This window comes from Kitasatospora sp. NPDC059803 (genome assembly GCF_042732255.1).
GTDB lineage: Bacteria > Actinomycetota > Actinomycetes > Streptomycetales > Streptomycetaceae > Kitasatospora.
In genome coordinates this window covers 1-17,794 of the sequence record NZ_JBHWIJ010000177.1, presented here as the reverse complement: position 1 = coordinate 17,794, position 17,794 = coordinate 1, and the positions used below count along the sequence as shown (strand labels likewise).

The 17,794-nt window shown below is 73.6% G+C and carries 13 protein-coding genes and 1 pseudogene; 10 read left to right on the top strand and 4 right to left on the bottom strand.

Annotated features, from left to right (window positions below; genetic code table 11):
- Nucleotides 1-456 precede the first annotated feature (456 nt).
- From ACFV6I_RS25335 to ACFV6I_RS25315, 5 genes are all read left to right on the top strand, one after another.
- On the top strand, nucleotides 457-2,886 hold the full coding sequence (locus tag ACFV6I_RS25335; protein WP_380427775.1) for a SulP family inorganic anion transporter: 2,430 nt from the start codon (nucleotides 457-459) through the stop codon (nucleotides 2,884-2,886).
- Nucleotides 2,887-3,128: 242 nt separating this feature from the next.
- The gene (gene acs / locus ACFV6I_RS25330) at nucleotides 3,129-5,084 is read left to right on the top strand and encodes an acetate--CoA ligase (RefSeq protein ID WP_063348674.1); all 1,956 of its coding nucleotides are present in this window, start codon (nucleotides 3,129-3,131) and stop codon (nucleotides 5,082-5,084) included.
- A gap of 403 nt (nucleotides 5,085-5,487) precedes the next feature.
- Nucleotides 5,488-6,864 (top strand): Na+/H+ antiporter NhaA, encoded by a 1,377-nt coding sequence (gene nhaA, locus ACFV6I_RS25325; RefSeq protein WP_380427773.1) that lies wholly within the window; start codon nucleotides 5,488-5,490, stop codon nucleotides 6,862-6,864.
- Between the two features lie 187 nt (nucleotides 6,865-7,051).
- Nucleotides 7,052-7,528, top strand: a complete 477-nt coding sequence (locus ACFV6I_RS25320; RefSeq protein WP_063348673.1) for a phage holin family protein — start codon at nucleotides 7,052-7,054, stop codon at nucleotides 7,526-7,528.
- Nucleotides 7,529-7,622: 94 nt separating this feature from the next.
- Nucleotides 7,623-8,642, top strand: a complete 1,020-nt coding sequence (locus ACFV6I_RS25315) for an alpha/beta fold hydrolase (RefSeq protein WP_380427771.1) — start codon at nucleotides 7,623-7,625, stop codon at nucleotides 8,640-8,642.
- 463 nt (nucleotides 8,643-9,105) lie between these two features.
- Here ACFV6I_RS25315 and ACFV6I_RS25310 read toward each other — a convergent pair whose 3' ends face one another.
- The 4 genes from ACFV6I_RS25310 to nth form a co-directional block, all read right to left on the bottom strand.
- Nucleotides 9,106-9,807 (bottom strand): metal-dependent hydrolase, encoded by a 702-nt coding sequence (locus tag ACFV6I_RS25310; protein ID WP_063348671.1) that lies wholly within the window; start codon nucleotides 9,805-9,807, stop codon nucleotides 9,106-9,108.
- Between the two features lie 150 nt (nucleotides 9,808-9,957).
- On the bottom strand, nucleotides 9,958-11,142 hold the full coding sequence (locus ACFV6I_RS25305; protein WP_063348670.1) for a MarP family serine protease: 1,185 nt from the start codon (nucleotides 11,140-11,142) through the stop codon (nucleotides 9,958-9,960).
- A 46-nt stretch (nucleotides 11,143-11,188) separates the two neighbouring features.
- Nucleotides 11,189-11,956: an NUDIX hydrolase gene (locus tag ACFV6I_RS25300; RefSeq protein ID WP_380427769.1), complete on the bottom strand. Its 768-nt coding sequence runs from the start codon at nucleotides 11,954-11,956 to the stop codon at nucleotides 11,189-11,191.
- Nucleotides 11,953-12,828, bottom strand: coding sequence for an endonuclease III (nth, locus tag ACFV6I_RS25295; RefSeq protein ID WP_363370497.1), 876 nt, complete (start codon nucleotides 12,826-12,828; stop codon nucleotides 11,953-11,955). The genes ACFV6I_RS25300 and nth overlap by 4 nt, the downstream gene beginning before the upstream one ends.
- A 147-nt stretch (nucleotides 12,829-12,975) precedes the next feature.
- Here nth and ACFV6I_RS25290 point away from each other — a divergent pair, with 147 nt between their 5' ends.
- From ACFV6I_RS25290 to ACFV6I_RS25270, 5 genes and pseudogenes are all read left to right on the top strand, one after another.
- The gene (locus ACFV6I_RS25290) at nucleotides 12,976-14,514 is read left to right on the top strand and encodes an FAD-dependent oxidoreductase (protein WP_063348667.1); all 1,539 of its coding nucleotides are present in this window, start codon (nucleotides 12,976-12,978) and stop codon (nucleotides 14,512-14,514) included.
- Nucleotides 14,511-15,914: a glutamate-cysteine ligase family protein gene (locus ACFV6I_RS25285; protein WP_380427766.1), complete on the top strand. Its 1,404-nt coding sequence runs from the start codon at nucleotides 14,511-14,513 to the stop codon at nucleotides 15,912-15,914. Before ACFV6I_RS25290 ends, ACFV6I_RS25285 begins: the two co-directional genes overlap by 4 nt.
- Nucleotides 15,915-16,054: 140 nt before the next feature.
- Nucleotides 16,055-16,672, top strand: coding sequence for an RraA family protein (locus ACFV6I_RS25280; RefSeq protein WP_380427764.1), 618 nt, complete (start codon nucleotides 16,055-16,057; stop codon nucleotides 16,670-16,672).
- A 65-nt stretch (nucleotides 16,673-16,737) separates the two neighbouring features.
- Nucleotides 16,738-16,926, top strand: a pseudogene (locus ACFV6I_RS25275) (transcriptional regulator); the annotation flags it as partial.
- A gap of 152 nt (nucleotides 16,927-17,078) precedes the next feature.
- Entirely contained in the window at nucleotides 17,079-17,753 is a 675-nt protein-coding gene (locus tag ACFV6I_RS25270) for a Crp/Fnr family transcriptional regulator (RefSeq protein WP_030240972.1), read from the top strand.
- Nucleotides 17,754-17,794 lie beyond the last annotated feature (41 nt).

Genomic DNA, 17,794 nt, shown 5'->3' with positions numbered 1-17,794 from the left:
CGCGCCGGCGCGCGTGGTGTGTTACCTTGTTGCGCCGCCCGCTCCTCGCGGTGGGTTTGGCCCTCCCCCCGGCCCGGGGGGAGGGCCACGGCCCGTTCCGCATGTCCGGACCGCCCGGCGCCGCCAGCAGATTCCCAGCGGTTCGAACACCACCCAATGGGGTGAATAAGGGGGTTTTCCCCTTCCCTCTCGGAATGACGCTGTGCAAAGCTTTCATTACCCTCGGTTTACCGAGTCTTGATGGTCCGTCCCGACGGCCCTCGGCGAGACGTCCCGCACCTCGCCCAGGCCCCTGGCGGGCCCTGATGGTCAAGGTCCGGCCGGTGACACCCGCACTCCCCGCCGCGCCCACGCCATCCCGCCACACCGTCGCGACCCACGACAGCCGATCCGCCCCGGAGCCCCACCCACCGCCGGACCTGACTGCGTTCGTTCCCCCGGACAGACGGGAAGACAGTGACCCTCGACATCTCCAGCGCCCCCATCGCCTCCGACACCACCGACCACGCACCACCGGGCCCCGGCACCAAGGCCCGCTGGGCCCAGGACCTCTCCGCCTCCCTGGTGGTCTTCCTGATCGCCGTGCCGTTCTCCCTCGGCATCGCGCTCGCCACCGGTGCCCCGCTCACCGCCGGCCTCGCCGCCGCGGCCGTCGGCGGCATCGTCGTCGGACTGTTCGGCGGCACCCCGCTCCAGGTCAGCGGCCCCTCGGCCGCGCTGACCGTGATCACCGCCGGACTGATCGTCCAGTACGGGTGGCGGGCCACCTGCGCCATCACCCTGGCCGCCGGGCTGCTCCAACTCCTGCTCGGCCTGCGCCGGGTGGCCCGGACCGCGCTCGCCGTCTCGCCCGCCATCGTGCACGGCATGCTGGCCGGGGTCGGGCTCACCATCGCCATCGCGCAGCTGCACGTCGTCCTCGGCGGCTCCCCGCAGAGCTCCGCGATCGCCAACCTCCTGGCGCTGCCAGGCCAGTTGGCCGGGCCGCACCCGCCCGCGCTGCTGGCCGGCTCGGTGACCGTGGCCGTCCTGCTGGGCTGGCCCCGACTCGGCCGGCTCCCCGGCCGCGCGGGCGAGTTCGGCGCCAGGCTGGCCAAGGTGCCGGGCCCGCTGGCCGCCGTCGCCACCGCGACCGCGCTCGCCCTGGCCCTGGACCTGCGGCTCGCCCACATCGGGCTGCCCGCCTGGCAGCCGCACGCCCTCGTGCCCGCACTGCCGCACGGCCCGCTGGCCGGGGTGCTGGCCGCCGTCCTGACCGTCACCGCCGTCGCCGGCGTGGAGTCGCTGCTGTCCGCCGTCGCGGTCGACCGGATGTCCCGCCGTACCGGCGACCTCGACCGCGAACTGCGCGGCCAGGGCCTGGCCAACATCGTCAGCGGGCTGGTCGGCGGGCTGCCCGTCGCCGGCGGCGCCGTCCGCAGCACCGCCAACGTGCGGGCCGGCGGCCAGACCAGGTGGTCCTCGGTGCTGCACGGCGTCTGGGTGCTCGCCGCCGCACTGGCGCTGACCGGCGGGCTGCGCCGGATCCCGCTGGCCGCGCTGGCCGCGCTGGTGCTGGTGGTCGGGCTGCAGATGGTGAGCTTCGCGCACATCCGCAACGTGCACCGGCACCGCGAGTTCCCGGTCTACCTGACCACCGTGCTCGGCGTGGTGGCGCTCGGCGTGCTGTGGGGCGTCGCGCTCGGCGCCGGCACCGCCGTGCTGCTCGCGCTCTACCGGCTGACCCGCGCCCACGTGGACGTGCTGGCCGGCCCGGCCGGCGCGGTCACCGTCCAGACGCACGGGCCGCTCACCTTCACCGCCGTACCCCGGCTGAGCCGGGCGCTGGCCGGGATCCCCTCCGGCGCCGAGGTCACCGTGGTCCACGACGGCTCCTTCCTGGACCACGCCGCGTACGAGACGCTGCACAGCTGGCGGACGGGCCACCAGGCCGCGGGCGGACGGGTCTCGATGGTGACGCGCCGCAGGGACGACGAGGTGCTCGACCCCGACGGCACCGTCCGGGCGGGCAGTTCACCCGGCCCGCACCGCTGCCGGGCCTGGACGCCCTGGGTCGGCCACCACTGCATCGAGCAGCAGGAGGATCCGCACGGCCGGCTGCTGGACGGCGTCCGGGTGTTCCAGCAGCACACCGCCCCGCTGATCCGGCCCGAACTCGCCCGGCTGGCCCGGGAGGGGCAGACACCCTCCCAGCTGTTCCTGACCTGCGCGGACTCCCGGATGGTCACCAGCATGATCACCAACAGCGGCCCGGGGGACCTGTTCACCGTCCGCAACGTCGGCAACCTGGTACCGGCCCCGTACGAGCCCGGCGCGGCCGACGACTCGGTGGCGGCCGCGGTGCAGTACGCGGTCGAGGTCCTGGAGGTCGGCTCGATCACGGTCTGCGGCCACTCCGGCTGCGGCGCGATGAAGGCCCTGCTGGACGGCGTGCACGAGCGCCCAGGGCCGCCCACCCCGCTGGCCCGCTGGCTGCGCAACGGCCGCGGCTCGCTGGACCGGCTCCGCCGGGTCCCCGCCGGGTTCGACGCGCGGCCGGTGGTGGACCTGGTGGAACAACTCTGCATCACCAACGTGGTCCAGCAGCTGGACCAGCTGCTGGCCAACCCGGCCGTGGAGCGCCGGGTGGAGGAGGGCACCCTGCGGCTGGTCGGGATGTACTTCGACTTCGCGACCGCCCAGGCCTACGTGCTCGACCGGGCCGAGGGGACGTTCAGTCCGATCGAGGCGCGCATCGGGACGGCAGCGGCCGCAACCACGGCCGGCCCGGCAGCGCCGAGGACACCGCCGGCCGGGCCGGTGGCGGGCGACACGCCCGAACGGGTGAATGAGGACGGCCGGGTTCCCACCGACGGCACCGAGGACGGCCCCTGGCTGGCCGCCTGAGAGCCGGGCCCGTGTCCCCGCCGGGCGGGCCGGGGCACGGGCCCTCCGGCCGTCGTACGGCGCACCGCCCCGAGGCGGTGCGCCGTATGATGGTCCGTTCGACTGTCGGTCAAAGGTCTACACCAATTACCCGGAGGCTCTTGTCAAGTGCCCCATTCGCCTGGTGAGCTGTGCGCTGGGACACACGGGACAATCCCCACGCACGGGATCGTCTCCGATCATGACTCGATGAGGAGTGCGCGTTGAGCAACGAGAGCCTGGCCAACCTGCTCAAGGAGGAGCGGCGATTCGCCCCGCCGGCAGAGCTCGCCGCCGCCGCCAACGTCACCGCGGCCGCGTACGCGCAGGCCTCCGAGGACCGCCTGGGCTTCTGGGCCGAGCAGGCCCGCCGCCTCAGCTGGGCCGTCGAGCCGACCGAGACGCTGGACTGGTCCAACCCGCCCTTCGCCAAGTGGTTCGCCGACGGCAAGCTCAACGTGGCCTACAACTGCGTCGACCGCCACGTCGAGGCCGGTCTCGGCGACCGGGTCGCGATCCACTTCGAGGGCGAGCCCGGCGACAGCCGCTCGATCACCTACGCCCAGCTCAAGGACGAGGTCTCGCAGGCCGCCAACGCGCTGCTGGAGCTCGGCGTCCGCAAGGGCGACCGGGTCGCGGTCTACCTGCCGATGATCGCCGAGGCGGTCGTCGCGATGCTCGCCTGCGCCCGGATCGGCGCCACCCACTCGGTGGTCTTCGGCGGCTTCTCCGCCGACGCCGTCGCCTCCCGCATCGAGGACGCCCAGGCCAAGCTGGTCATCACCGCCGACGGCGGCTACCGCCGCGGCAAGCCGTCCGCGCTCAAGCCGGCCATCGACGAGGCGCTCACCAAGGTCGACGGCGTCGAGCACGTCCTGGTGATCCGCCGCACCGGGCAGGAGATCTCCTGGACCGAGGGCCGCGACGTCTGGTGGCACGAGATCACCGCGCGCCAGTCCACCGAGCACGCCCCCGAGGCGCACGACGCCGAGCACCCGCTGTTCATCCTCTACACCTCGGGCACCACCGGTAAGCCCAAGGGCATCCTGCACACCTCGGGCGGCTACCTCACCCAGGCCAGCTACACCCACCACGCGGTCTTCGACCTCAAGCCGGAGACCGACGTCTACTGGTGCACCGCCGACATCGGCTGGGTCACCGGCCACTCGTACATCGTCTACGGCCCGCTCTCCAACGGCGCCACCCAGGTCATCTACGAGGGCACCCCGGACACCCCGCACCAGGGCCGGTTCTGGGAGATCGTCCAGAAGTACGGCGTGACGATCCTCTACACCGCGCCGACCGCGATCCGCACCTTCATGAAGTGGGGCGACGACATCCCCGCGAAGTTCGACCTGTCCTCGCTGCGGGTGCTGGGCAGCGTCGGCGAGCCGATCAACCCCGAGGCCTGGATCTGGTACCGCGAGCACATCGGCGCCGGCAAGACCCCGATCGTGGACACCTGGTGGCAGACCGAGACCGGCGCCATGATGATCAGCCCGCTGCCGGGCGTCACCGAGACCAAGCCGGGCTCGGCCCAGCGCGCCCTGCCGGGCATCGCGGCCACCGTGGTCGACGACGAGGCCAACGAGGTCCCGAACGGCTCCGGCGGCTACCTGGTGCTCACCGAGCCGTGGCCGTCCATGCTGCGCACCATCTGGGGCGACGACCAGCGCTACATCGACACCTACTGGTCGCGCTTCGCGGGCCGTTACTTCGCCGGTGACGGCGCCAAGAAGGACGAGGACGGCGACATCTGGCTGCTCGGCCGGGTCGACGACGTCATGCTCGTCTCGGGCCACAACATCTCCACCACCGAGGTCGAGTCGGCCCTGGTCGGCCACCCGTCGGTGGCCGAGTCCGCCGTGGTCGGCGCCACGGACGCCACCACCGGCCAGGCCATCGTCGCCTTCGTGATCCTGCGCGGCGGCGCCACCGAGAGCCCGGAGCTGGTCGAGGAGCTGCGCGCGCACGTCGGCCGCACGCTCGGCCCGATCGCCAAGCCGAAGCAGGTCAAGGTGGTCGGCGAGCTGCCGAAGACCCGCTCCGGCAAGATCATGCGCCGTCTGCTGCGCGACATCGCCGAGGGCCGCGAGGTCGGTGACACCACCACCCTCGCCGACAGCACGGTGATGAGCCAGATCCAGGCCCAGCTGCCGCCGGCGGGTGGCAACGGCTGAGCCGGCCGACACGGTGAAGCGTGCCCCGGGCGGTGGTCACCGCCCGGGGCACAGCCATGCCGCGGGTCTGAAGCCCCCTTCCGGTCGGCCGCCGGGGTGTGCAGCGGGGCGGCCGGGAGCGGGCGGTGCCCCGCGACCGACGGTGCCGCGTTCACCCGTCTGCGCCCGGCCTGGGCCATTCGGGTGCCGTGCCACTGCTCCTCCGGAGTGCGGAACCCACCCGCAGGGCTTAAGTCCTTGAATAGGACAATCCGGATGTCACCCGAACGATCCCCTAGACTGTTAACGACGCATCAAGATCCCTGAACGGGAGTCCGAGCGTCACAGGGCGCGCCGGGAAGTCTGGTCGGCAACTGCACCACACGTGCATCCGTTGCCGCTCCCAGCCCCTCAGGAGGTCCTCGTGACCGACCAGCCGCCCGTCCACGAGCCGACGACCCGCCGCCGGCAGCTGCTCGGCCGACTGTCCCTGCCCGAGCGGACGTTCATCACCGACGCCCTGCGCACCGAGACGGTCGGCGGCGTGCTGTTGCTGCTCGCCGCCGTGGCCGCGCTGGTCTGGGCCAACGTCTGGCCGCACGCCTACGAGAGCGTCCTCGACTACACCGTCGGGCCCTCCGCCCCGCTGCACCTCGACCTCACCCTCGGCAACTGGGCCAAGGACGGCCTGCTGACGATCTTCTTCTTCGTGGCCGGGATCGAGCTCAAGCGCGAGTTCGTCGCGGGCGAGCTGCGCACCCCGAGCGCCGCGCTGCTCCCGGTGGTGGCCGCCGTCTGCGGCGTCGCGCTGCCGGCGATCCTCTTCGCGCTCGTCAACTCGGGCAGCGGCGGTCACCCCAGCGGTTGGGCCATCCCGACCGCCACCGACATCGCCTTCGCGCTCGGCGTGCTGGCCGTGGTCGGCAGCCACCTGCCGTCCGCCCTGCGCGCCTTCCTGCTCACCCTCGCCGTGGTGGACGACCTGATCGCGATCCTGATCATCGCGGTCTTCTACAGCTCCGGCATCAGGTTCTGGGCGCTCGGCCTGGCCTTCGCCGGCCTGGTGCTGTTCTGGTTCCTGCACCGGCGCGGGGTGCACGGCTGGTACCTGTTCGTGCCGCTGGCCGTCGTGAACTGGGCGCTGATGCACGAGAGCGGCATCCACGCCACGGTCGCGGGCGTCGCGATGGGCCTGATGCTGCGCTGCCACCGGGAGGGCGACGAGCAGCACTCCCCCGGCGAGCACATCGAGCACCTGGTCCGCCCGCTCTCGGCCGGCCTGGCCGTCCCGGTGTTCGCACTGTTCGCCGCCGGGGTGACGATCTCCGGCCCGTCGCTGCGCGAGGTGTTCACCCAGGCCACGCCGCTCGGCATCGTCATCGGCCTGCTGGTCGGCAAGACGGTGGGCATATTCGGCGGCACCTGGCTGGCCGCCCGGTTCACCCGGGCCGAGCTGAACCCGAAGCTCAGGTGGGCCGACATGTTCGCGGTCTCGGTGCTCGCGGGCATCGGCTTCACCGTCTCGCTGCTGATCAGCGAACTGGCGTTCCGCGACGACCTGGCCCTCGCCGACCTCTCCAAGACGGCCGTCCTGGTCGGCTCGCTGCTCTGTGCGACGGTGGCCACCGTGCTGCTCAAGCTCCGCAACCGGCACTACCGCGATCTGTGCGAGGAGGAGGACCGGGACGTGGACGGCGACGGCGTCCCGGACGTCTACCAGGAGGACGACCCGGCCTGGCGGGCCCGGGCCGCCGGGCTCGCCCCGCGACCCGACGGCGAGGGGCCGGAGAAGCCCCGCTGAGGCCCGCCGGCGGCCCGGCAGAGCCCGGACACGTCCCCCCGGCGGGGCCCCGGAGTGGTGTGCGACTGACCGGTAGGGGCATGATTCTGAGCTGTCGACAGTCCACTGACGCCTCCGGGCCCCTCCGGCCCCCCGAACCGCACCACGCGGCGGCGTCACGCCGCACAGCCGCAGAGGAGAACCGCTGATGCCCGCAGGAGCCGCAGACCCGTCCAGCAACGGCCGGGCGCCCTACGAGGGCGAGCGTTCGGTGGGGCAGCTGTTCGCGGCGGCCACCGCCGACCTGTCCGCACTCGTCCACGACGAGATCGCGCTCGCCAAGGCCGAGATCCGGGCGGACGTCAAGCGCGGCGTCTCCGGGGGCGTCTCGCTGGGCGTCGCCGCCGTGGTGGCGCTGGCCGCCGTCCCGATGCTGAGCGCCGCGGCGGCCTTCGGCATCCACGCGCTGGGCCTGTCGCTCGGCTGGTCGTTCCTCATCGTGGCCGGCGCCTACCTGCTGCTCGCGGTGCTGCTCGGGCTGATGGCCTGGCGCTCGTTCAAGCGGATCGAGAAGCCGCACCGCACCATCGAGGGCGCCCAGAAGACCGCCGACGTGCTGAAGAACGCCCGGCCGCGCCCGGCCACCAAGGAGGAGATCGACCGGGCCCTGGGCCGCATCCCGTAACCGTCCGTCCGGTGGCGGTGCACGCCGCCCGCCCGGACCCGCCGGGAGCGAGCGCCGGGCGCCGTCCGGCGCACGGATGTGACACGCTCTCGGTATGCCGCTTGACCAGAAGCCCGTATCCGCGCAGCCGTCCGCCGACTCCGGACCCGACCTGGCACCCGGGGGGGAGCCCGCCGAGGAGGCCCCCGGCACCACCCCCGACGGCGGCGCCGAGGCCTGGAGCGTCCGGCAGAGCGGCCCGTGGACGCACCGCGACCTCGCGGCCAACGGCGCCCGGTTCCACATCGCCGAGCTGGGCTCGGGCCCGCTGGTGCTGCTGGTGCACGGCTGGCCCGAGTACTGGTGGGCCTGGCGCCACCAGCTGACCGCGCTCGCCGAGGCCGGCTACCGGGCGGTGGCGCTCGACCTGCGGGGTGTCGGCGGCAGCGACCGCACCCCGCGCGGGTACGACCCGGGCAACCTCGCCCTGGACATCACCGGGGTGATCCGCTCGCTCGGCGAGCGCCGGGCGCACCTGGTCGGGCACGCCGCCGGCGGCACGCTGGCCTGGGTGGCGGCGGTGATGCGCCCGTCGGTGATCCAGAGCCTCACCGTGGTCTCCGCCGCGCACCCCCGGGACCTGCGCCGGGCCCTGCTGACCGACCGCCGCCAGGCGGCCGCCTTCGAACACGTGCTGGGCTTCCAGCGGCCGTGGATACCGGAACGCCGTCTGGTGGCCGACGACGCCGCGCTGGTCGGCCGCTACCTGGACGCCTGGGCCGGTCCGAACCGGCTGGACGAGGAGGCGGTGCACGCGTACCGGCAGGCCATCCAGATCCCCAGCACGGCGCACTGCTCGATCGAGCCGTACCGCTGGCTGCTGCGCTCGATGGCGCGCCCGGACGGCATCCAGTTCGCCCGGCGGATGAAGAAGCCGATCACGGCGCCGACCCTGCACGTCCAGGGCGCGGCGGACCCGGTGCTGCTGTCGCACACCGCGCTGGGCGGCGGCGAGTACGTGGCGGCGCCGTACCGCTGGCGGCTGATGCCGGGGGTCGGGCACTTCCCGCACGAGGAGGCCCCGGAGCAGTTCACCGCGGAGCTGCTGGACTGGGTCGGCCGTCACAAGGAGTGATGGTGCAGGAGCGGTGAAGGGGCCGGGAGGGAAGGGCCCTTGGTCCCAACTCCCTTGATCTGACGCACATATGACAACCGCATAGGCCAATTTCGACGCGCGCCCGGCGGTTACCCCCACCGGCCCAGGGGCATCCATTCCGGTATGACCTGGATGCCCGATCGCGGCGGCGCCCCGCGCGCCCGACGCCACAACAGCTCCCAGCGCTCCGCCCACCGCCCCGACTGGGCGGACGACCTCGGCTACGACGGCCCCGACCGCCGTCCACGCCCGGCGCAGCGGCAGCTCGGCATCCCCCGCATCCTCGGCCGGCGCGCCCGCTGGGTCGGCGCACGACTGCGGCGCGAGACCTGCGGCCTCGCGCCGCGTCGTCCGGCCGGTCCGGCGGACCGGTTCCGGCCGACCAATCGGTTCGGCCGGTCAGTCCCGCCGGTCGGGTCGGCTGGCCGGCCAGTCCCGCCGGTCAGTTCACGAGCGTCGGCGACACCGCGGTGAACCAGAGCAGGACGAAGGTCGCCACCGACATGATCGGCACCAGCACCTTGGTCTCGACGTTGTTGCCGCTGCGCTTGATCAGCACCACCTCGTAGCGCTCCTTGTGCGGCCAGAGCAGCGGCGCGCCCTTCTTGGTCAGGCAGTCGCCCAGCAGGTGCGCCAGGGTGCCCAGCGCCACCGCGTACGGCAGCCAGCCCGGCGAGTTCGGCATCCAGGTGTTCATCCCGAAGGTGCCGAGCGCGGACAGCCCGATGACGGTGATCCAGCTCTCCGGGCCGTCCCCCGGCGGGCAGAGCCGCAGCGCCCGGATCGCGAGCGCGATCAGGAAGAACGTCAGCACCAGGGTGAAGTTGCGGCCCAGGTAGGTGACGCCCGCCCAGGTGCCGGCGCCCATCAGCGCGACGAACAGCAGCGAGTGGGTGGCGTGCCGGTGCCCGCCGGAGGCCCAGGCCACGAAGCGGCAGAGCGCCTTGGAGATCGGCCCCAGGAAGTTGGCGATCGAGCCGTCGTGGTGGTCGAGGTCCGGCAGCAGGGCCGCCCCCGCGCACAGCACCGTGCCCATCAGTATGTCCGCCGGCTGCAGCGTGGTGTGCAGCAGCAGCGGGGGCAGGAACGGCGCGGAGGCGGCGTACAGCATCGCCCCACTGACCGCGTGCGAGTGACCCATCATCGGACTACCACGACCTCCCGTAAGACTCACTCCGGGACGGCGCCCGGTTGAGCCGAACGGGTGAGCGCGGCAGAGGCTACCAGGGCGGACTGACGGTGTGACGGATATCGGATCGTCGGACCCGGCGCGTCGGACCGCCCCGCGGCCCGGTCAGAGCGCGCAGCCCTGGGTGTCCACCGGGGTGCTCGCGGTGCTGCCCCTCTCCGCGTCCTCCCGCACCTCGGCCGCGGTCAGCACGTACCCGGTGTCGGCGCTGTCCAGCGACTTGGCGAACACCACGCCGTAGACCTGGCCGTCCGGGGTGAGCAGCGGGCCGCCGCTGTTGCCCTGGCGGACCAGCGAGCGGACCGAGTAGACGTCGCGGACCACCTGGCCGCGGTGGTAGATGTCCGGGCCGTTGGCCTGGATCCGGCCGCGGATACGGGCCGGCTGGACGTTGAAGGCGCCGTTCTCCGGGAAACCCGCCACGATCGCGCTGTCGTTGGTCTTCGCCTCGCCCGCGAACGCCAGCGGGGGCGCGTTCAGCTTGGGGACGTCCAGGACGGCGATGTCGCGCTGCCAGTCGTAGCGGACCACCGTCGCGTCGTACAGCTGACCGACCCCGCCGATCTGCACGGTCGGCTCGTCGACCCCGCCGACCACGTGGGCGTTGGTCATCACCCGGTGCGGGGCGAAGACGAAACCGCTGCCCTCCAGGGTCTTGCTGCAGGAGGTGGCGGTGCCGACCACCTTGACCAGGCTCTGCTTGGCCCGCGCCACCGCCGGGCTGCCGGCCAGCGCCGGGTCGGGGGTGTCGACCTGGGTGATCGGCTCGTGCTCGAAGGGGTTGAAGACCTGCGGGAAGCCGTTGCGGGCCAGCACCTTGGAGAAGTCCGAGAACCAGTTCGGCGCGTCGTCGGGCAGCGCGTTCTGCACGCCGCCGAGGATCGCCGAGGAGCGGACCTGCTTGGACACCGTCGGCAGCGACGCCCCGGCCAGCGCCGAGCCGATCAGCCAGGCCACCAGCAGCATCGAGACCACGTTCACGGCCGCGCCGCCGGTCGCGTCCAGCACCCGCGCCGGACGGCGGCCGATGTGGCCCCGGAGCTTCCAGCCGAAGTGCGCGGTCACCGCCTGGCCGATCGCGGCGCACACGATCACCACCACCACGGCCACCACCGAGGCCGTGGTGCCCGGGCTGAGGTGGTCGAGCAGCAGCGGCAGCAGCTGGACGGCCAGCAGGCCGCCGCCCAGGAAGCCGACCAGGGACAGGACACCCACCACGAAGCCCTGCCGGTAGCCCGACACGGCGAATGCCACGGCAGCGGCGATCAGCAGCACATCCAGGACGTTCACCCGGACACCCTCCCACGGCCCGCGGCCCGGCCGCGCAGACGGCCCCTCACGTGGGACCGGCGTCGCCGCCCGGCAGCGCCCGGGAGTGGTCGAGATCGCCCTGCACCAGGGCCAGCGCCTCGTCCGAGAGGTCGACGATCCGGGACGGGTCCCAGGGCAGCTCCAGCCCGCCGTGGTGCAGCACCCGGTCGATCACCCCGGCCGTGAACCCCCAGACCAGCCGCCCGGCCACCGCGAAGGCCGGCCCCACGTGCCCGGACGGGTGGCGCAGCCGCACCCGGTTCGCCGGGTCGGCCAGATCGGCGACCGACACCCGGAACACCGCGCCGGTCTCCCCCTGGTCCACCGGCCGCACCGGCGACTCCTCGCGCCACCAGCCCAGCACCGGGGTCACCACGAACCGGCTGACCGGGATGTACAGCGCCGGCAGCACCGCGAACACCTGCACCCCGGCCGGGTCCAGCCCGGTCTCCTCCCAGGCCTCGCGCAGCGCCGCCGCGACCGGGCCCGGGCCGTCCGGGTCACCGTCCTCCGGATCCAGCGCGCCGCCCGGGAAGGACGGCTGCCCGGCGTGCGAGCGCAGCGAGCGGGCCCGCTCGATCAGCAGCAGGTCCGGCCCGTCCAGGCCCTCGCCGAACAGCATCAGCACCGCCGCCGCCCGGCCGCCCTCCACCGGCGGCAGGAAGCGGCTCAGCTGCTCCGGCAGCACCCGCTCGGCCGCCTCCCGCACCGGCTCCAGCCAGGCCGGCAGGCCGTCCCCCTCGACCACCCGCACCGCCGACGGCTCCGGCGCCCGCCGTGCCTCGCGGGTCACTCGCCCACCGCCAGGTCCGCGATCCGCCCCTGGTGCCCGGCGGCGTCGGCCCGGGCGGCGGCCTCCCCGGGGAAGTCCCCCGGCGGCCTCAGCCGCTGCCCGGGCTGCCCGCCCAGCTCGTACTTGAGCAGCTTGCGCGCCTTCTCCGGGTCGGTCTCGCCCTCCCCGTACGACGGGCAGAGCGGCGCGACCGGGCAGGCGCCGCAGGCGGGCTTGCGGGAGTGGCAGATCCGGCGGCCGTGGAAGACCACCCGGTGCGACAGCATCGTCCACTCCGACTTCGGGAAGATCTCGGCGACGGCCGCCTCGACCTTCACCGGGTCCTCCTCGGCGGTCCAGCCGAACCGCCGGGCCAGCCGCCCGAAATGCGTGTCCACGGTGATCCCGGGCACCCCGAAGGCGTTGCCGAGGACCACGTTGGCGGTCTTGCGGCCCACGCCCGGCAGCGTCACCAGGTCGTCCAGGCGGCCCGGGACCTCGCCGCCGAAGTCGTCGCGCAGGGCGATCGAGAGGCCGATCAGCGACTTCGCCTTGTTCCGGAAGAACCCGGTCGGGCGGATGACCTCCTCCAGCTCCTCCGGGTTCGCCGCCGCCATGTCCTCCGGCGTCGGGTACTTCGCGAACAGCGCCGGCGTCGTCTGGTTCACCCGCAGGTCCGTCGTCTGCGCCGACAGCACGGTCGCCACCAGCAGCTGGAACGGGTTCTCGAAGTCCAGCTCCGGATGCGCGTACGGGTACAGCTCCGTCAACTCGCGGTTGATCCGCCGCGCCCGCCGCACCATCGCCAGGTGCGACTCCGGCTTCCCCGGCTTCACCCCCGGCACGGCCTTCGCCTTCGGTGCCGCCGCCGCCCGGACCTTGCTCTCTGCCATGCACGAAGGCTACGCCGAACGGCCCACGGCGGGCAGCGGATCACCGGAGCCCGCGGCAGCCGCGGACCGACGTTCGGATGGGCGCCGTCTGGTGGCTCGCGACGACGGGCTGCCCCAGTCTGAGGGCTACGACGACGCGAGGTGCCCATGTTCGACGAGAGCTTCGCCTTTCCCAGCAGCCTGCTGCGCCCGGTGACCGGCGCCACCGGGCGGGTCGCGGTGATCGGGGCCGGGGTGGCGGGCCTCGTCGCCGCCTACGAGCTCCAGCGCCGGGGTTTCGGCATCGTCCTGTACGAGCGGTCGAACCAACCCGGCGGACGGGTGCGCACGCACCGCTTCTGGGACGGCACGCACGCCGACCTGGGCGCCATGCGCATCCCCGGGAACCACCACTGCGTCCTCCACTACGTGTCCCAGTTCGGCCTGCGGACCAGGCCGTTCGTCAACTTCAACCCGGACGCCTACTACCACCTGCGCGGCCACCGCGCCCGCGTCCAGGAGGTGCACGCGCTGCACCCGGCGTTCGCGCTGCGCGCCGCCGAGAAACAGGACCCGCGGCGGATCCTGGACCGACTGCTGACGGCCGCCTGGGAGACGCTCACCCCCGACCAGCGCCGGCGAGTGCTGGACGGCCACTGGGACGACCCGGCGCTCGACCGGCTCGTCTCGGTGTCGCTGTGGCAGTACGTCCACGAGCACCTGTCGCAGGACGCCTGGGACCTCCTCGGCCACGCCAGCGGCCTGGTCCACTACGAGCAGTCCTCCCTGCTGGAGGTCCTCGTCGACTACTTCGGCCTGTTCCACGCGGGCCAGGTCGAACTGGTCGACGGCACCGACCGCCTGGTGCACGCGTTCGTACGCCGGCTGCGGCCGAGGACCCTCCAGCTGTCCACCCAGATCGACGAACTCTCGCTGACCCGCCAGGGCGTCCGGGTGCACGGGCGGCGCCTCGGCGGCACGATCACCGAGGACGTCGACTTCGTCGTCTGCTGCGTCCCCGTCCCCGCCCTCGACCAGATCAGCTTCCGACCCGGCCTGCCCCACCACCAGCGCCACGCGATCCGCGGCATCAGCTACGCCAGCAGCACGAAGACGCTCGTGCACACCAAGCGGCGCGGCTGGGAACTGGACGACCGGATCTTCGGCGGCGGCAGCTTCACCGACATGCCGATCCAGCAGTGCTGGTACCCGTCGGACAACGCCCGGCCCGTCGACGGCCGGACCAACGGGAGCACCGTCGGCAGGCGGCGCTGGGCCGCCCGGGACCCGCAGCGCTCCCACGAGCCCGCGGTGCTCGTCGGCGCCTACCTGTGGGGGGCCAACGCCCGCCGCTTCACCACCCTGCCGCCGGCCGACCGCGACCTGCTGGTCCTGAAGTGCCTGGAACGGCTGCACCCCGGCATCCTCCGCGACGCGGACGACATCGTGCACTGGAACTGGGACGACCAGGTCGGCATGGGCGGCGGCGCCTTCGCCCACCTCGCGCCCGGCGAGCACACCCGGTACCTGACCGGGCTCGGCGCCCCGCACCCGACCGACGACCCGAGGATCTTCTTCGCCGGAGAGCACCTGTCCGGAGCGCACGCCTGGATGCAGGGCGCCGCCCAGTCGGCCCTGGCCGTAGTGGGCCAGGTGATCGACCGGGGGCAGCACGCCGACGACACCGCGCGGCTGCGGGCCGGGTGAGCGCGGCACCGGCGCCCCGGCGCCGAACCGGCGAGCAGAGCGGCGGCCCGGCGACGGGAGCGACGCTGCACCGCGACGACCTCGGACCGCTGCTCGCCCCGGCCGCGGCCGCGACCGAGCGGATCGGGCTGGAGATCGAGAACGGCATCGTCGACCCGGAGACCGGGCGGGCCGCCCCCTACGAGGGGAAGAACGGCGTCCGGGCCGTCCTGGAGGCCGTCCTCGCCGAATGGGGCGGCACGGACCGGCGCGACAACGGCCGGCTGACCGGCGTGGACCTGGCGGACACCGCCCAGATCACGCTCGAACACGGCGGCCAGGTCGAGTACTCCTCCGTCCCGGCCGCCGACCTGGCCACGGCCGTGGACGACATGCGGGCCACGATGGAACGCCTCGCGGAACTCGTCGGGCGCTTCGGTCTGGCCCTCCTGCCCGGCGGCAACCTCCCCTTCGACCGGCTCGACACCGTCTCCTGGGTGCCGATGCTCCGCGGTGCCGTCATGCGCGACTTCTTCGACCGGATCGGCGAGGCCGGCAGCGGGGCCCCGAAGATCATGTCGATGTCGCTGTCCACCCAGGTGCACCTGGACTACCTGTCCGACGAGGACTTCACCCAGAAGCTGCGGATGCTGACCGCCGCGTCCCCGGTGGTCGCCGCACTGCTCGTCAACTCGCCGCTGCAGGGCGGCCGGTCGAACGGGCTGCTCTCGCACAGGTCGCAGAACTGGCTGCGGATGGACCCGCGCCGCTGCGGCGTCCTGCCGCCCGCGCTGCGGCCCGACGTGAACGCCGACGACGTCATCGACTGGGCGCTGGGGATCCCGATGATCTACTACCGCGGCCCGGACGGACGGTACCGGCCCGCCCCCGACCGGCCGTTCGCCGAGATCCTGCGGCAGGGCTTCGACGACGGCACCATGCCGACCTTCGACCACTGGGTCTCCCACATGTCGCAGATCTGGACGGACGTCAGGGTCCGCCGGACCCTGGAACTGCGGGCCGGGGACGGCCCGCCGTACCGGCACATCCCGGCCGTACCGGCGCTGTGGGCGGGGCTCGCCTACCACCCGCCCTCGCGGACGGCGGCCTGGGAACTGCTGCGCCACCACGGCGTGGCGGAGCACCGCGCGGCGAAGGCCAGGCTCCCCGCCGACGGCCTGGACACCATGCTCGGCGGCGACCGGGTCCGCGAACTCGCGGCGGAACTCGTCCGGCTCGCCCGGGCAGGCCTGCGGGCCCGGGTCCGCGCCGGCCTGGAACAGCCGAAGGTGCTCGACTACCTCGACCCGCTCGACGAAGTGCTGCGCACCGGGCAGACCTTCGCCGAACAGACCACGGCCCGCTGGGACACCGACCTCCGCCGCGACCCCCGCCGCTACGTCGCGGCCTTCCGCGTCTGAACCCCCGCCCGACCCTCCCGCCCGAGCCGTGGAGTTCTCCGGCCGAAGGACCTTCCTCGCCCGAACCGTCGCGGGTTAGCGTGACCGGCGGCGGCCGGCCCCGGGTCAGCCGCCGCCTGCCCACCGAAGAACGAGGACGCATGGACCAGGACTTCAAGGACATCCCCACCACCACCCTGGCCGACGTGCTCGGGCGCGCCCAGGTCATGGACATCGGCATCCGTCCGCTGTGGGCGGGGGCGCCGCGGGTGGCCGGCCCGGCGTTCACCGTGCAGTGCCCGCCCGGCGACAACCTGATGCTGCACGCGGCGATCTACCGGGCCGAGCCGGGCGCCGTGATCGTCGTCGAGTCAGGCGACCTGGACTACGCGCTGGCCGGCGGCAACGTGTGCGCCGTCGCGCAGCGCCGGGGCGTCGCGGCGTTCGTCGCCGACGGCCTGATCCGGGATCTGGGCGAGGTGCGGGAGCTGGGCTTCCCGGTCTTCGCCCGCGGCGTGATCCCGATCCCGGGGGCCAAGCGGGAGCTCGGCACGCACGGCGCCCGGGTGCGCTGCGGCGGCGTGCCGGTGGCGGCCGGTGACATCGTGGTGGCCGACGAGGAGGGGGTCGTGGTGGTGCCCGCCGCCCGGCGCGCCGAGGCCCTGGCGGCGGCCCGCGCCAAGCTGGCCAAGGAGGCCGCCGAGACGCTGGACGACTGGGAGGCGGCGCACCGCACCCGGATCGAGAAGACCCTCGGCGAGCTGGGCTTCACCGGCTGAACCCGGCCCGGTCCGGCTGAACGGGCCGAGCGCCCGCCCCGGCGAGGCCTCGGCCCTGGCCGACCCGCCGCACCGGTTTGTCCGCCGCCGGCGTATCGCAGCACCTGACCGCCCTGCGCGCGGCGGGTCCGACCAGCGCCCACCGGGCCGGCCACAGCGTCCTCTACGCCCGTACGGCGGTGGGCGATTCGTTGTTCGAACCGCACGAGCAGGCGTTCGACCAGGCGCCGCCCCCGCGACGCCCCACCCGGTGACCCGCCGGTACGAATGGCCCCGCACGGCACACCTCGGCACACCCCCTCCTCATATGATCGGAGCGACATGCGCCATGCTTGGTGATGCAGAGCACGGTACGGAACTTGCGCCGGACGGCCCACCCGCCGAACGGCCGAGAAGGAGGAAGCACGTGGACGACGTTCTGCGGCGCGCCGCACTCTTCGCGGCACTCGACGACGAACAGGCCGGCGAGCTGCGCGCTTCCATGACCGAGGTGACCCTCGCCCGTGGTGAGTCGCTGTTCCACGAGGGCGACCCGGGCGACCGGCTGTACGTCGTCGCCGAGGGCAAGGTCAAGCTGCACCGCGCCTCGCCGGACGGACGCGAGAACATGCTCGCCGTCCTCGGCCCCAGCGAGATGATCGGCGAGCTGTCGCTGTTCGACCCGGGCCCGCGCACCGCGACCGCCAGCGCGCTGACCGAGGTCAAGCTGCTCGGCCTGGGCCACGGCGACCTGCAGCCCTGGCTGCACGCCCGCCCCGAGGTCTCCATCGCGCTGCTGCGGGCCATCGCCCGCCGCCTGCGCCGGACCAACGACGTGATGTCCGACCTGGTCTTCTCCGACGTGCCCGGCCGCGTCGCCAAGGCCCTGCTGGACCTCTCCCGCCGGTTCGGCGTGCAGTCCGAGGAGGGCATCCACGTCGCCCACGACCTCACCCAGGAGGAGCTGGCCCAGCTGGTCGGCGCCTCCCGCGAGACGGTCAACAAGGCGCTCGCCGACTTCGCCGGCCGCGGCTGGCTGAAGCTGGAGGCGCGCGCGGTGGTGCTGATGGACGTCGAGCGGCTGTCGCGCCGCTCGCGCTGACCTCGGCGCGCTCACGTCTTCACGCCGTAACCGCCGAAGGG

What these genes read in the sequence shown, in the direction of transcription:
- ACFV6I_RS25290 (WP_063348667.1), top strand. Translation starts at nt 12,976, where the DNA reads ATGTTCGACGAGAGCTTCGCCTTTCCCAGCAGCCTGCTGCGCCCGGTG.
- ACFV6I_RS25320 (WP_063348673.1), top strand. Translation starts at nt 7,052, where the DNA reads ATGCCCGCAGGAGCCGCAGACCCGTCCAGCAACGGCCGGGCGCCCTAC.
- ACFV6I_RS25310 (WP_063348671.1), bottom strand. Translation starts at nt 9,807, where the DNA reads ATGATGGGTCACTCGCACGCGGTCAGTGGGGCGATGCTGTACGCCGCC.
- nth (WP_363370497.1), bottom strand. Translation starts at nt 12,828, where the DNA reads ATGGCAGAGAGCAAGGTCCGGGCGGCGGCGGCACCGAAGGCGAAGGCC.
- ACFV6I_RS25280 (WP_380427764.1), top strand. Translation starts at nt 16,055, where the DNA reads ATGGACCAGGACTTCAAGGACATCCCCACCACCACCCTGGCCGACGTG.
- ACFV6I_RS25315 (WP_380427771.1), top strand. Translation starts at nt 7,623, where the DNA reads ATGCCGCTTGACCAGAAGCCCGTATCCGCGCAGCCGTCCGCCGACTCC.